This is a genomic window from Enterobacter sp. 198 (assembly GCF_009025585.1).
GTDB classification, from domain to species: domain Bacteria; phylum Pseudomonadota; class Gammaproteobacteria; order Enterobacterales; family Enterobacteriaceae; genus Enterobacter; species Enterobacter ludwigii.
In genome coordinates, this window is record NZ_WCIM01000016.1 from 43,378 (window position 1) to 56,293 (window position 12,916).

Sequence of the window (12,916 nt, forward strand, 5' to 3'; positions counted from 1 at the left end):
CCCTCTCCCGGTGGGAGAGGAGTAAAGAGAGGGCATCAGGCCTCAATATCCGCCATATCGCCTTTTTCCTGCAGCCAGTTGCGTCGGTCTTCCGAACGCTTCTTAGCAAGCAGCATATCCATCATGGCGTTGGTTTGCTGTTCGTCTTCGTCGCTGATGGTCAATTGCACCAGGCGGCGGGTGTTTGGATCCAGCGTGGTTTCGCGCAACTGCATCGGGTTCATCTCGCCCAGCCCTTTAAAGCGCTGCACGTTCGGTTTGCCCTTCTTACGCTTGAGCTGTTCCAGTACGCCCGCTTTTTCCTCTTCCGTCAGCGCGTAGTAGACCTCTTTGCCGAGGTCGATACGGTAGAGCGGCGGCAGCGCCACGTGGACGTGACCGTTTTTCACCAGCGTCCTGAAGTGCTTCACAAACAGCGCGCACAGAAGCGTAGCGATGTGCAGACCATCGGAGTCCGCATCCGCGAGGATACAGATCTTACCGTAGCGCAGCTGGCTCAGATCGTCGCTGTCCGGATCGATGCCGATCGCAACGGAGATATCATGCACTTCCTGCGAGGCCAGCACTTCATCCGACGACACTTCCCAGGTGTTCAGGATCTTACCCTTGAGCGGCATGATCGCCTGATATTCACGATCGCGCGCCTGCTTGGCAGAGCCCCCTGCCGAGTCCCCTTCCACGAGGAACAGCTCGGTGCGGTTCAGATCCTGCGCGGTACAGTCCGCCAGCTTGCCCGGAAGCGCCGGGCCACTGGTCAGTTTTTTACGCACCACCTTCTTGGCGGCACGCAGACGACGCTGGGCGCTGGAAATGGCCATTTCTGCCAGCATCTCGGCGGCCTGCACGTTCTGGTTCAGCCACAGGGTGAAAGCATCTTTGACCACGCCGGAGACGAACGCCGCACACTGACGTGAGGACAAACGTTCTTTGGTCTGACCGGCGAACTGCGGATCCTGCATCTTCACCGACAGGACGTAGGCGCAGCGATCCCAGATATCTTCCGCCGACAGCTTCACGCCGCGGGGCAGAATGTTGCGGTATTCGCAGAACTCGCGCATTGCATCCAGCAACCCCTGACGCAGACCGTTGACGTGCGTACCGCCAAGCATGGTCGGGATCAGGTTGACGTAGCTTTCGGTCAGCAGCTCGCCGCCTTCCGGCAGCCACAACAGCGCCCAGTCCACCGCTTCCGTATCACCGGTGAAATTACCGACAAACGGTTTTTCCGGCAGGGTTGGCAGGCCGTTAACGGCTTCGCACAGATAGTCGTTCAGACCGTCTTCATAGCGCCAGGTCTGTTCGGTGTTGTTGACGTTATCTTTAAAGGTAATTTCCACGCCAGGGCACAGTACCGCTTTGGCTTTCAGCAGGTGCGTCAGGCGTGAAACAGAGAAACGAGGACTGTCGAAGAAGCTTTCGTCAGGCCAGAAGTGGACGCTGGTTCCGGTATTGCGCTTGCCGCACGTGCCGACGACCTGCAGATCCTGCACCTTCTCGCCGTTTTCAAAGGCGATGTTATACACCTGACCGTCGCGGCGGACGTTGACTTCCACGCGTCTGGACAGGGCGTTAACCACGGAGATCCCCACGCCGTGCAAACCACCCGAGAACTGGTAGTTTTTGTTGGAGAACTTACCGCCCGCATGAAGGCGACAGAGGATCAGCTCAACGGCTGGCACACCCTCTTCCGGGTGGATATCCACCGGCATGCCGCGTCCGTCGTCGATGACTTCCAGCGACTGATCGGCATGGAGGATGACGTCAACGCGTTTGGCATGGCCAGCCAGCGCTTCATCCACACTGTTATCAATAACTTCCTGGCCCAGATGGTTTGGGCGTGTCGTATCGGTGTACATCCCAGGGCGGCGGCGAACCGGCTCAAGCCCGGTGAGTACCTCAATGGCATCAGCGTTATAGGTTTGCGTCATGATTTAAACTAGCAGTTCGCATTGATTGTCAGTGGCTGTGCAGTCCAAGAAAATCGACAATCTGGGTGAAATGATTCTCAAAGCCCGTGAAAGCATGGTTTCCGCCTTCTTCTATAGTCTGGCGGCAGGATGCGTAATACGCCACTGCCTGGCGGTAATCCAGCACTTCATCACCCGTCTGTTGCAGCAACCAGATAAGATCGGGCGCTTCAAGCGGGTCTACCTGCATAACTTTGAGATCGTAAATATGGCGTGACTCTAGCACATATTGTTGGCCGGTGTAGGGGTTCTCGTTTTGCCCGAGAAAGTCCCGCAGCAGCTCAAATGGCCGAACCGCCGGGTTAACCACCACCGCAGGCAGCATAAAACATTGCGAGAGCCAGGTGGCGTAATATCCGCCCAGCGAAGAACCGACCACGCCGAACGATTCGCCGCCGTGTTCCATCACTACCGATTCCAGCATTTCTGCGGCTTCCGCCGGGTAAGGCGGCAGTTGAGGGATAATCATCTCAACGTGCGGGTGATGTTCGCTCAGCCACTGGCGAAACTGCGTCGCTTTCGCAGAACGTGGCGAACTGTTGAATCCGTGCAGATAGAGGAGCGTAGACATCAATAGCCTTCTGAAGCGGTGTCCGGGCGGAATTTTGCGCCGGTTAAACGGCAGACTTCCGTGGTGAGCAGGCCATCGGGATGCAGTTCGAGCCAGCGCCAGCCCGGTGCGATGGTGTCCAGGGTAAAGTTTGCGCAATGCGGCTTGAACTGAACGCAGGTCGAGGGCGTGGCCAGCAGTCGGCGGCCATTCCAGTCGAGATCCTGTTCCTGATGAATGTGTCCGCACAGGAGATTCTGCACCCGCGGGAATTTCGCCAGCACTCTGTCCAGCGCGGCAGAGTTGCGCAGGCTGTGTTGATCAAGCCAGCTACAGCCCGCCGGCAAAGGATGATGATGCAGCAACAGCAGCGTATGACGTTCAGGTTCGGCAGACAGTTTGGTCTCAAGCCAGTCGAGTTGAAAGTCGCTTAACTCACCGTGTGGGACGCCAAAGACCTGGCTGTCCAGCAGCAGGATCTGCCAGTGGTCACCCACAAAAACACATTTTGCCGGAGAGATCCCCGCATCCTGCAGCGAGCTGTACATGGCAGGCTGGAAATCGTGGTTTCCCGGTAGCCAGACGCAAGGCACGCTAAAACTCGCGATGCCTTCAGCGAAATGCTGGTAGGCCGCGGAGGATTGGTCCTGCGCCAGATCGCCCGTCGCGACAATCAGATCGCATGGGCGATTTTCAGCGTGAATGGCGCTAAGTACCGCCTGATAGCTCTCCCAGGTATTCACCCCAAGCAGAGTTTCATGCTTTTCGGCAAAAAGGTGGGTATCGGTGATTTGTAATATCCTGACTGGTGCCCCACCAGCAACAGTCAGGTTCAACAGGCTTTCCAAATGGTGTCCTTAGGTAGGTTTATGACGCTAACAAACCGGAATCGCCATTGCTCCATGTGCTAAACAATATCTTAGCCAGTCGGCTAAAAACTGGTTAATTTGATGCTTTTCGTCGCGTTGATGCAACTTTTTATTCGGATAATCATACCGCGCTTTGAAGCGAAAGATCTGCTGGCTTGAACACACTTCAGCGACCATCGCGTCATGGTAAAGGCGCACCGTCATCGACGGCAGGCTCCAGTAGCTAATGCTGGGCGCCGTTTGTTCAATTTCGACAAGCGTAGTGTAGCGCGTTGATTCTGTTATCGTTAATCGATACTGCGCGTTGCTCACCTGATAGCTCACCGTTTCGCCGGGTGCGTCGTTTTTCGGCAGCAGGCGGCGCAATTGTGCGAAATTGGTTTCGCACAGGCGCATCATTTCTGGGAAGTCAGGTGTATAACGCTTCATTTTTTCCACTCGTTTCGTAAAGTCTGATAATGCAGTTGCAGCCATTGCAGAGCGATGACAGACGCTGCGTTGTCGATTTTCCCCTCTTCTACCCACTGATAAGCCTGCTCCCGACTCACCACATGAACCCGAATATCTTCGTTTTCATCTGCCAGACCGTGGATCCCTTCCGCCGTCGTGGCGTCCACTTCGCCCACCATAATGGACAAGCGCTCGCTGGTGCCGCCTGGGCTTGCCAGATAGCTCAGCACCGGTTTTGTCCGGCCAACCACCAGCCCCGCCTCTTCCAGCGCCTCGCGGCGGGCAACATCTTCGACCGATTCGCCCTCTTCAATCATGCCGGCCACCATCTCCAGCAGCCAGGGGCTGGCGCTGACGTCATACGCGGCAATACGGATCTGCTCCACCAGCACGACTTCATCACGCACTGGGTCAAAGGGTAGCAAGACTGCCGCATGCCCGCGCTCAAAAATTTCGCGTCTGATTTCACCGCTCATTTCGCCGTTAAACAGGCGATGCCTGAAACGGTAAAGTTCCATTGAAAAAAAACCGCTATAAAGCGTTTCTCGTGCAATAATTTCTACATCGTTTTTCGCGAATGTCACGGGCAAGTTTTCTGGTTTTTGCATGAGTCGAGTCCTGGTAGCAATGGTGATGAAATTATGAATTTCAAGGCTGTTTGGCTGCCGTTTGTAAGGCTATATGGTAGATTGGTGCAAATTACCGCCAGATGGCACGTAACGCCAACCTTTTGGTATGGAAGATTCTGTTAGAATCGGCAATTATTTTTTAATTAGATCAGCGCTAATACTGCTTCACAACAAGGAATGCAAATGAAGAAATTGCTCCCCATCCTTATCGGCCTGAGCCTGACGGGCTTCAGTGCAATGAGCCAGGCGGAAAACCTGTTACAGGTCTACCAGCAGGCACGTCTGGGCAACCCTGATTTACGTAAATCAGCGGCCGATCGTGATGCTGCGTTTGAAAAGATTAACGAAGCGCGTAGCCCATTGCTGCCACAGTTAGGTTTAGGTGCAGATTATACCTACAGCAATGGTTTCCGCGACGCCAATGGCGTTAACTCCAATGCTACCAGCGCCTCACTGCAATTAACACAGACGCTGTTTGATATGTCCAAATGGCGCGCCCTGACCCTGCAGGAAAAGAGCGCGGGCATCCAGGATGTGACGTATCAGACCGATCAGCAAACGCTGATCCTGAACACCGCCACCGCATACTTCAACGTGCTGAGCGCAATTGACTCGCTCTCCTACACCGAAGCGCAGAAGCAGGCGATTTACCGCCAGTTAGATCAAACCACCCAGCGTTTCAACGTGGGTCTGGTGGCAATCACTGACGTTCAGAACGCCCGTTCACAATACGATAGCGTCCTGGCCAACGAAGTGACCGCACGTAACAACCTCGATAACGCGCTGGAATCCCTGCGTCAGGTTACCGGGAATTACTACCCTGAGCTGGCGTCGCTGAACGTCGACAGCTTCAAAACGGATAAACCGCAGGCCGTTAACGCCCTGCTGAAAGAAGCGGAAAACCGCAACCTGACGTTACTGCAGGCGCGTCTGAGCCAGGATCTGGCCCGCGAGCAAATCCGTCAGGCACAGGACGGCCACCTGCCGACCCTGAGCCTGAGCGCGTCTACCGGCGTGTCTGATACCACTTACAGCGGTTCTAAAACGAACACCTCCCAGTACGACGACAGCAACATGGGTCAGAACAAAGTGGGTCTGAACTTCTCGCTGCCACTGTACCAGGGTGGCCAGGTGACCTCTCAGGTGAAACAGGCGCAGTACAACTTTGTTGGCGCGAGCGAACAGCTGGAAAGTGCCCACCGCAACGTGGTACAGACCGTTCGTTCGTCCTTCAACAACGTGAATGCCTCTATCAGCAGCATCAACGCCTATAAACAGGCCGTTGTGTCTGCACAGAGCTCTCTTGATGCCATGGAAGCGGGTTACTCCGTGGGTACGCGTACCATCGTTGACGTCCTGGACGCAACGACCACGCTGTACAACGCGAAACAGCAGCTCTCCAGCGCACGTTATCAGTACCTGATTAACCAGCTGAACATCAAACAGGCGCTGGGTACGTTGAACGAGCAGGATCTGCAGATGCTGAACAGCACCCTGGGTAAACCTGTCTCTACTTCTCCGGAAAATGTTGCGCCAGAGAACCCTGAGCAGGTTGCCGCCGTTGATAACTTCAACGGTAACGGTGCTGCACCTGCCGCGCAGCCAGCTGCCGCACGTACGACTGTACCCGCCAGCAGCGGTAACAATCCGTTCCGCAATTAAGCATGTCATCGGGCCCACTGCGGCCTGATGCCCTCGCCATACCCCTCTCCTTTCGGGAGAGGGCGTATGCAAATCACACCTGAACGTAAGCCAACGTAAAGATCCCCCTCATTCCGGCCATCATCGCTTCATTTTCAACCACTCATCCTCTATCCTGAGCGTTATTACCACTGGGTCCAGGAAGACAACGATGAAACGGACAAAATCTATCAATCACGCTTCGTTCCGCAAAAGCTGGAACGCGCGTCATCTCACTCCTGTTGCGCTGGCCGTCACGGCTGTCTTTATGCTGGCAGGCTGTGAGAAAAGCGATGAAACAGTTTCGCTTTATCAAAACGCGGACGACTGTTCTGTTGCAACCGGCAACGCCGCAGAGTGTAAAACGGCATATACCAACGCCCTGAAAGAGGCGGAACGTACTGCTCCGAAATATGCTTCACGTGAAGACTGCGTGGCAGAGTTCGGTGAAGGTCAGTGTCAGCAGGCACCGGCTCAGGCAGGCACAGCCCCTGAAAACCAGGCACAGGCCCAGTCCAGCGGCAGTTTCTGGATGCCGCTGATGGCAGGTTACATGATGGGCCGCCTGATGAGTGGTGGTGCGGGTTACCAGCAGCAGCCGCTGTTTAGCTCGAAAAACCCGGCCAGCCCGGCTTATGGTCAATATACCGATGCCAGCGGCAAAGGCTATGGCGCAGCCACCCCTGGCCGCTCCGTAACCGTACCGAAAACGGCGATGGCTCCGAAACCTGCGACCACCAGCACCATTACCCGTGGCGGGTTCGGTGAGTCTGTGGCGAAACAGACCAGCATGCAGCGTAGCGCGTCAGGCACGTCCACTCGCTCAATGGGCGGCTGATCATGGAACGAGTCAGTATCACCGAGCGCCCGGACTGGCGCGAAAAAGCGACCGAATACGGTTTTAACTTCCACACCATGTACGGCGAGCCATACTGGTGTGAAGACGCTTACTACAAGCTCACGCTTGCCCAGGTTGAGAAACTGGAAGAGGTGACCGCCGAGCTGCACCAGATGTGCCTGAAGGTGGTGGATAAAGTCATCGACAGCGACGCGCTGATGGCGAAGTTCCGCATTCCGAAGCACACCTGGAGTTTCGTCCGCCAGTCGTGGAAAACCCACCAGCCTTCGCTTTACTCACGTCTGGATCTGGCGTGGGACGGCGTGGGCGATCCTAAGCTTCTGGAAAACAATGCTGATACGCCAACCTCGCTGTATGAAGCGGCGTTCTTCCAGTGGATCTGGCTGGAAGACCAGGCCAATGCCGGCAACCTGCCGCAAGGCAGCGACCAGTTCAACAGCCTGCAGGAAAAGCTGATTGAGCGTTTCGCCGAACTGCGCGAACAGCATGGTTTTAATCTGCTGCACCTTGCCTGCTGCCGCGACACGGAAGAAGACCGTGGCACGGTGCAATATCTGCAGGACTGCGCGGCCGAAGCTGAAGTGGCGACCGAGTTCCTCTATATCGAAGATATCGGCCTGGGTGAGAAAGGTCAGTTTACTGACCTGCAGGATCAGGTGATAAGCAACCTGTTCAAGCTCTACCCGTGGGAATACATGCTGCGTGAAATGTTCTCCACCAAGCTGGAAGACGCCGGCGTGCGCTGGCTGGAGCCGGCGTGGAAGAGCATCATCTCCAACAAAGCCCTGCTGCCGATGCTGTGGGAGATGTTCCCGAACCATCCGAATCTGCTGCCGGCTTACTTTGCGGAAGACGATCACCCGCCGATGGAGAAATACGTCGTTAAACCGATCTTCTCCCGTGAAGGGGCGAACGTGTCGATTATTGAAAATGGCAAAACGCTGGAAGCCGTTGAAGGGCCTTACGGCGAGGAAGGAATGATCGTCCAGGCGTTTTATCAACTGCCGAAGTTTGGTGACAGCTATACCCTGATTGGCAGCTGGCTCATCAACGATCAGCCAGCCGGGATTGGCATCCGCGAAGATCGCGCGCTGATCACGCAGGATCTGTCACGGTTCTATCCGCACATTTTCGTCGAGTGATCGGGTGTGCCGGGGTGCGAGCGGAAGCCCTCACCCCGGCCCTTTCTCTTTGGGAAAGGCATGCATACGTTATCCAATCTGCACCGACAACATACTTAAGCTTCCCATCTCAATGCCATCGACCGGTATGCTGATCGGCTCCTGACCATCCCACGCGCCCAGTACATACAGCAACGGCAGGAAGTGTTCCGGCGTCGGGTTAGAGAGTGAACCGCCTTCGTGATCCAGATAGTTCACCAGCGGATGCTCCTCAACCGGCCCTTGCCAGGTCAGATTCGCTTTCACGTAATCGTTAAAAGATGTCGCCCACGGATATGGCGTGTTCTCACCGTGCCAGCGCGCTGTACGCAGGTTGTGTACCGCGTTGCCGCTTGCGATCAGCATGATACCCTCGTCGCGTAAGGTCGCCAGTTTTCGCCCCATCTCCAGGTGCCAGGCCGCCGGTTTAGTGCTGTCGATACTCAACTGCACCATTGGGATGTCCGCCTCGGGATACATCTTTATCAGTACGCCCCACGAGCCATGGTCAAAGCCCCAGGCTTCGTTATCCAGCGCCACAGGCACAGGCGCGAGTAATTCCACCAGCTGTCGGGCCAGCGCTGGCGAGCCGGGTGCCGGATAGTGCGTGTCGTACAACGCCTGCGGGAAGCCGCCGAAATCATGAATGGTTTTTGGCGTTTCCATTGCAGTCACGCCCGTGCCCCGGGTAAACCAGTGCGCAGACACCACCACAATCGCTTTCGGACGCGGTAGCGTCTCGCCCAGATGACGCCATACTCGGGTATAGACGTTGTCTTCCAGAACGTTCATTGGGCTACCGTGGCCTAAAAACAGTGCTGGCATACGGGAAGAAGTCATGGTGATATCCTTACAGAAGGTGTCAATTTAATGGTTCTACATTACGCGCAATCTCGCCCGGATGAACGCTGATAAGCGTGAAGATCATCATCAGGAAATTTGAATGTAAGGAATGTGTAAAGCAGGGTTTCGCCTCTCGCTTTGACCGAAATGAACCATTAATATTAATGATAATCATTATCATAAGGAGCAATGCATGTCAGTCCCCTTGATCCTGACTATACTGGCGGGCGCCGCAACGTTCATCGGTGCCATTCTCGGTGTGCTTGGTCAAAAGCCGTCTAACCGCGTGCTGGCCTTCTCATTGGGCTTTGCTGCCGGGATCATGCTGCTCATCTCTCTGATGGAGATGCTCCCTGCCGCACTGGGCACCGAAGGCATGTCTCCGGTGCTGGGGTATGGCATGTTTGTATTCGGCCTGCTTGGCTACTTTGCCCTCGACCGCATGCTGCCGCACGCGCATCCGCAGGATTTAATGCAAAAAAGCGTGACCCCGATGCCGCGCAATATTAAGCGCACGGCCATTCTGTTAACGCTCGGCATAAGCCTGCACAACTTCCCGGAAGGCGTGGCAACCTATGTCACCGCCAGCAGCAATCTGGAGATGGGCTTTGGTATCGCCCTGGCGGTAGCTTTGCACAATATTCCTGAAGGACTGGCGGTGGCCGGGCCGGTTTATGCCGCCACGGGCTCGAAACGGACCGCGGTCTTCTGGGCGGGGATCTCGGGGATGGCCGAAATTCTCGGCGGCGTGCTGGCGTGGTTGATTCTGGGCAGCCTGGTCTCGCCTGTGGTGATGGCCGCTATCATGGCCGCCGTGGCCGGGATAATGGTGGCGCTCTCCGTGGATGAGCTGATGCCGCTGGCGAAAGAGATCGATCCGAATAATAACCCGAGCTATGGCGTGCTGTGCGGCATGTCGGTGATGGGCTTGAGCCTGGTGCTGCTGCAAACGGCAGGGATCGGCTAAGACAATAGCGCATTAACGTCTCACAACAAAAAAGCCGGGTTTCCCCGGCTTTTTCACATCAGCCCTTTCAGCTGGCTTTGCGCGCGTGCGCCTGGCGATACTCTACCAGATCTTCAATCGTCACCACGGGCATATTATGCAGACGGGCAAAGGTGATGCACTCCGGCGCACGTGCCATGGTGCCATCGTCGTTGGTGAGTTCACACAGTACGCCCGCAGGTTTAAAGCCTGCCAGGGTCACGAGGTCAATGGTCGCTTCGGTGTGACCGCCACGGGTCAATACACCGCCGGCCTGCGCACGCAACGGGAAGACGTGGCCTGGACGATGCAGGTCTGATGGCTTCGCATCATCGGCAATCGCGGCACGTACGGTGGTCAGACGGTCAGCCGCCGACACGCCGGTGGTCACGCCATGTGCCGCTTCGATGGTCACGGTAAAACCGGTTCCAAAGGCGCTGGTGTTGTTTTCAACCATCATGGGCAGGTCGAGCTGCTTACGACGGTCTTCGTTGATACACAGGCACACGATGCCGCTACCGTGACGGATGGTCAGCGCCATCTGCTCAACGGTCATGTTTTCGGCGGCGAAAATCATGTCGCCTTCATTTTCACGGTTTTCATCGTCAAGCACCATCACGCCGCGGCCTTCGCGCAGTGCATCCAGTGCATGTTCAACACGTTCAATAGAAGTGCCAAAAGAGGAAAGTAGCGTCTGATTCATGGTAAAAAAACCTCATTAACATTATGGTTACCAGAATCAGGGCAGTCTTAGGAGCGCCGTATAAGCGGCAAAAAGATAACGTGAGCGGGCCAGGCCCGACTTGATCGTTACTCTCTCCCATCCGGACTCTAACCGTCGGCCCCGGAATTACACCGGATCTGCTGTCCTTTGAGTGGTGACCCAAAGCGCTCGCGGGCTTTCAGCGTTACGCTGATTTACCGCCGGTGGGGAATTTCGCCCCGCCCTGAGAATAAGCGAGATAACTATAACGCGATTGATTACCCTGGGCAATGCGCAGACATAAAATCTCCTTTATCCTGAGGCATGACGCGCTACAATGTTCATTAACACCGTCTTATCAAGGGAAGCCACAATGATTGACCCGAAGAAAATTGAGCAAATTGCGCGTCAGGTTCATGAGTCTATGCCAAAAGGCATTCGTGAGTTTGGGGATGACGTAGAGAAGAAAATCCGCCAGACGCTGCAGGCGCAGTTGGTTCGCCTTGATTTAGTCAGCCGCGAAGAATTTGACGTGCAGACGCAGGTTCTCCTGCGTACCCGCGAGAAGCTGGCCCTGCTGGAGCAGCGTCTGAATGAGCTGGAAAACCGCAATACGCCAGCGGAAGTAAAACCGGCACCGGCCATTCCACCGGTTGATGAAGCAGAATAACAGCCGCGTATAACGGGCTGTTTGCGAAGATACCCCCTCCTGCAAAGAGAGGGTGAAAAAAAACGGGCCAGATGGCCCGTTTTTTATTTGCTGACTTTATTTGCTGTCTTTCTGGATCTTCTTGATGATGTTGGTGGTTGAGCACCCGTCCTCAAAGTTGAGCACCATCACTTCACCGCCATTAGCCCAGACCTCTTCGCTGCCTGCGATTTGATCCGGTTTGTAATCGCCGCCTTTCACCAGCAGATCCGGCAAAATACCGGCAATCAGGCGCTGCGGGGTATCTTCTTCAAACGACACCACCCAGTCCACCGCTTCCAGCGCACCCAGCACGATCATGCGCTGCTCCAGCGGGTTCACCGGACGCGTTTCACCTTTAAGACGTTTCGTCGACGCATCGCTGTTCACCGCCACAATCAGACGGTCGCCCAGCTTACGCGCATTGGCCAGATAAGAGACATGACCGGCATGCAGGATGTCGAACACGCCGTTGGTCATCACCACTTTTTCACCGCGTTTACGGGCGGCGGCAACGGCCACTTTCAGCTCATCTTCGCTCATCACGCCAAAACCGGTATCGGCACGACCACGCACCGCGTTTTCCAGTTCGATAGGCGAAACGGTGGAAGTCCCCAGCTTGCCGACGACCACGCCTGCCGCAGCATTAGCGAAGTAGCACGCTTCTTCCAGAGAGTTCCCTGCCGCCAGCGTCGCCGCCAGAACGCCAATGACCGTGTCGCCAGCACCGGTCACGTCATACACTTCCTGCGCCTGGGTCGGCATATGCAGCGGCGCTTTGCCAGGCTGCAGCAGCGTCATCCCCTGCTCGGAGCGGGTCACCAGCAGCGCAGAGAGTTCGAAGTCAGCAATGATCTTCATGCCGCGCTCAACGAGCTCTTCTTCCGTCTTACATTTGCCCGCCACCGCTTCAAACTCAGAGAGGTTTGGCGTCAGCAGCGTTGCGCCGCGATAGCGCTCAAAGTCAGTACCTTTCGGGTCGATCAGCACGGGCACATTGGCTTTACGCGCGAGCTGAATCATCTGCTGTACGCTTGCCAGCGCACCTTTGGCGTAGTCGGACAGCACCAGCGCGCCGATAGTGCTCAGCGCCTGGTTAATGCGCTCGTGCAGCGGCTCAGGATCAACGCCCTCAAAGCCTTCCTCGAAGTCGAGGCGGATCAGCTGCTGGTTACGCGACAGAACGCGCAGTTTGGTGATCGTCGGGTGTGTCGGAACCGAAACGAAGTCGCACTTCACGTTCACGTCCGCCAGCGACTTGCTCAGCGCACGCGCCGCATCATCAATGCCGGTTAAGCCAACCAGACGCGACTGCGCGCCCAGAGAGGCAATGTTCATCGCCACGTTTGCCGCGCCGCCAGGACGCTCTTCAATGGTGTCGACCTTAACTACCGGTACCGGTGCTTCCGGAGAGATGCGGCTGGTCGGCCCGTACCAGTAGCGATCCAGCATGACATCCCCGACAACCATAACTCCAGCACGTTCAAACTCTGGCAGTGTTACTTTCATTCCTGACTCCAGAAAGATTCACAA

Annotated in this window: 13 protein-coding genes and 1 riboswitch; of the genes, 5 read left to right on the forward strand and 8 right to left on the reverse strand. The window is 56.0% G+C overall.

Annotated elements, in window-relative coordinates; all coding sequences use genetic code 11:
* Window positions 1-35 precede the first annotated feature (35 nt).
* The 5 genes from parE to nudF are packed head-to-tail and all read right to left on the reverse strand — an operon-like array spanning window position 36 to window position 4,444.
* Window positions 36-1,928: a DNA topoisomerase IV subunit B gene (gene parE / locus F8561_RS07990; RefSeq protein WP_020883640.1), complete on the reverse strand. Its 1,893-nt coding sequence runs from the start codon at window positions 1,926-1,928 to the stop codon at window positions 36-38.
* A 28-nt stretch (window positions 1,929-1,956) separates the two neighbouring features.
* Window positions 1,957-2,538: an esterase YqiA gene (gene yqiA / locus F8561_RS07995; protein ID WP_025203008.1), complete on the reverse strand. Its 582-nt coding sequence runs from the start codon at window positions 2,536-2,538 to the stop codon at window positions 1,957-1,959.
* Window positions 2,538-3,365 (reverse strand): 3',5'-cyclic-AMP phosphodiesterase, encoded by an 828-nt coding sequence (gene cpdA / locus F8561_RS08000; protein ID WP_014171641.1) that lies wholly within the window; start codon window positions 3,363-3,365, stop codon window positions 2,538-2,540. Before cpdA ends, yqiA begins: the two co-directional genes overlap by 1 nt.
* Before the next feature lie 27 nt (window positions 3,366-3,392).
* Complete coding sequence (locus tag F8561_RS08005) at window positions 3,393-3,815, reverse strand: DUF1249 family protein (protein ID WP_014833293.1); 423 nt, start codon at window positions 3,813-3,815, stop codon at window positions 3,393-3,395.
* The gene (gene nudF / locus F8561_RS08010) at window positions 3,812-4,444 is read right to left on the reverse strand and encodes an ADP-ribose diphosphatase (protein WP_014171643.1); all 633 of its coding nucleotides are present in this window, start codon (window positions 4,442-4,444) and stop codon (window positions 3,812-3,814) included. The genes F8561_RS08005 and nudF overlap by 4 nt, the downstream gene beginning before the upstream one ends.
* A gap of 204 nt (window positions 4,445-4,648) precedes the next feature.
* On the opposite strand from nudF, the gene tolC reads away from it, so the two are divergent.
* The 3 genes from tolC to F8561_RS08025 all read left to right on the forward strand — a co-directional run bounded on the left by tolC (window position 4,649) and on the right by F8561_RS08025 (window position 8,146).
* The gene (gene tolC / locus F8561_RS08015; protein WP_151887319.1) at window positions 4,649-6,127 is read left to right on the forward strand and encodes an outer membrane channel protein TolC; all 1,479 of its coding nucleotides are present in this window, start codon (window positions 4,649-4,651) and stop codon (window positions 6,125-6,127) included.
* A gap of 190 nt (window positions 6,128-6,317) precedes the next feature.
* The gene (locus F8561_RS08020) at window positions 6,318-6,983 is read left to right on the forward strand and encodes a DUF1190 family protein (protein WP_138278311.1); all 666 of its coding nucleotides are present in this window, start codon (window positions 6,318-6,320) and stop codon (window positions 6,981-6,983) included.
* A gap of 2 nt (window positions 6,984-6,985) precedes the next feature.
* Window positions 6,986-8,146 carry a glutathionylspermidine synthase family protein gene (locus F8561_RS08025; RefSeq protein WP_014171646.1) on the forward strand — a complete coding sequence of 387 codons (1,161 nt, stop codon included), beginning with the start codon at window positions 6,986-6,988 and terminating at the stop codon, window positions 8,144-8,146.
* A gap of 69 nt (window positions 8,147-8,215) precedes the next feature.
* On the opposite strand, the gene ygiD is transcribed toward F8561_RS08025, so the two are convergent.
* Entirely contained in the window at window positions 8,216-9,004 is a 789-nt protein-coding gene (ygiD, locus tag F8561_RS08030; protein ID WP_151887320.1) for a 4,5-DOPA dioxygenase extradiol, read from the reverse strand.
* Between the two features lie 196 nt (window positions 9,005-9,200).
* Here ygiD and zupT point away from each other — a divergent pair, with 196 nt between their 5' ends.
* The gene (gene zupT, locus F8561_RS08035) at window positions 9,201-9,974 is read left to right on the forward strand and encodes a zinc transporter ZupT (RefSeq protein ID WP_014171648.1); all 774 of its coding nucleotides are present in this window, start codon (window positions 9,201-9,203) and stop codon (window positions 9,972-9,974) included.
* A 67-nt stretch (window positions 9,975-10,041) separates the two neighbouring features.
* On the opposite strand, the gene ribB is transcribed toward zupT, so the two are convergent.
* On the reverse strand, window positions 10,042-10,695 hold the full coding sequence (gene ribB, locus F8561_RS08040) for a 3,4-dihydroxy-2-butanone-4-phosphate synthase (RefSeq protein ID WP_014171649.1): 654 nt from the start codon (window positions 10,693-10,695) through the stop codon (window positions 10,042-10,044).
* A gap of 105 nt (window positions 10,696-10,800) precedes the next feature.
* Window positions 10,801-10,951: riboswitch (FMN riboswitch) on the reverse strand.
* A 117-nt stretch (window positions 10,952-11,068) separates the two neighbouring features.
* Here ribB and ubiK point away from each other — a divergent pair.
* The gene (gene ubiK / locus F8561_RS08045) at window positions 11,069-11,365 is read left to right on the forward strand and encodes a ubiquinone biosynthesis accessory factor UbiK (RefSeq protein ID WP_020883634.1); all 297 of its coding nucleotides are present in this window, start codon (window positions 11,069-11,071) and stop codon (window positions 11,363-11,365) included.
* Between the two features lie 96 nt (window positions 11,366-11,461).
* Here ubiK and hldE read toward each other — a convergent pair whose 3' ends face one another.
* Window positions 11,462-12,892 carry a bifunctional D-glycero-beta-D-manno-heptose-7-phosphate kinase/D-glycero-beta-D-manno-heptose 1-phosphate adenylyltransferase HldE gene (hldE, locus tag F8561_RS08050; protein WP_020883633.1) on the reverse strand — a complete coding sequence of 477 codons (1,431 nt, stop codon included), beginning with the start codon at window positions 12,890-12,892 and terminating at the stop codon, window positions 11,462-11,464.
* Between the last annotated feature and the right edge of the window lie 24 nt (window positions 12,893-12,916).

What these genes read in the sequence shown, in the direction of transcription:
- parE (WP_020883640.1), bottom strand. Translation starts at nt 1,928, where the DNA reads ATGACGCAAACCTATAACGCTGATGCCATTGAGGTACTCACCGGGCTT.
- yqiA (WP_025203008.1), bottom strand. Translation starts at nt 2,538, where the DNA reads ATGTCTACGCTCCTCTATCTGCACGGATTCAACAGTTCGCCACGTTCT.
- F8561_RS08005 (WP_014833293.1), bottom strand. Translation starts at nt 3,815, where the DNA reads ATGAAGCGTTATACACCTGACTTCCCAGAAATGATGCGCCTGTGCGAA.
- nudF (WP_014171643.1), bottom strand. Translation starts at nt 4,444, where the DNA reads ATGCAAAAACCAGAAAACTTGCCCGTGACATTCGCGAAAAACGATGTA.
- tolC (WP_151887319.1), top strand. Translation starts at nt 4,649, where the DNA reads ATGAAGAAATTGCTCCCCATCCTTATCGGCCTGAGCCTGACGGGCTTC.
- F8561_RS08020 (WP_138278311.1), top strand. Translation starts at nt 6,318, where the DNA reads ATGAAACGGACAAAATCTATCAATCACGCTTCGTTCCGCAAAAGCTGG.
- F8561_RS08025 (WP_014171646.1), top strand. Translation starts at nt 6,986, where the DNA reads ATGGAACGAGTCAGTATCACCGAGCGCCCGGACTGGCGCGAAAAAGCG.
- ygiD (WP_151887320.1), bottom strand. Translation starts at nt 9,004, where the DNA reads ATGACTTCTTCCCGTATGCCAGCACTGTTTTTAGGCCACGGTAGCCCA.
- zupT (WP_014171648.1), top strand. Translation starts at nt 9,201, where the DNA reads ATGTCAGTCCCCTTGATCCTGACTATACTGGCGGGCGCCGCAACGTTC.
- ribB (WP_014171649.1), bottom strand. Translation starts at nt 10,695, where the DNA reads ATGAATCAGACGCTACTTTCCTCTTTTGGCACTTCTATTGAACGTGTT.
- ubiK (WP_020883634.1), top strand. Translation starts at nt 11,069, where the DNA reads ATGATTGACCCGAAGAAAATTGAGCAAATTGCGCGTCAGGTTCATGAG.
- hldE (WP_020883633.1), bottom strand. Translation starts at nt 12,892, where the DNA reads ATGAAAGTAACACTGCCAGAGTTTGAACGTGCTGGAGTTATGGTTGTC.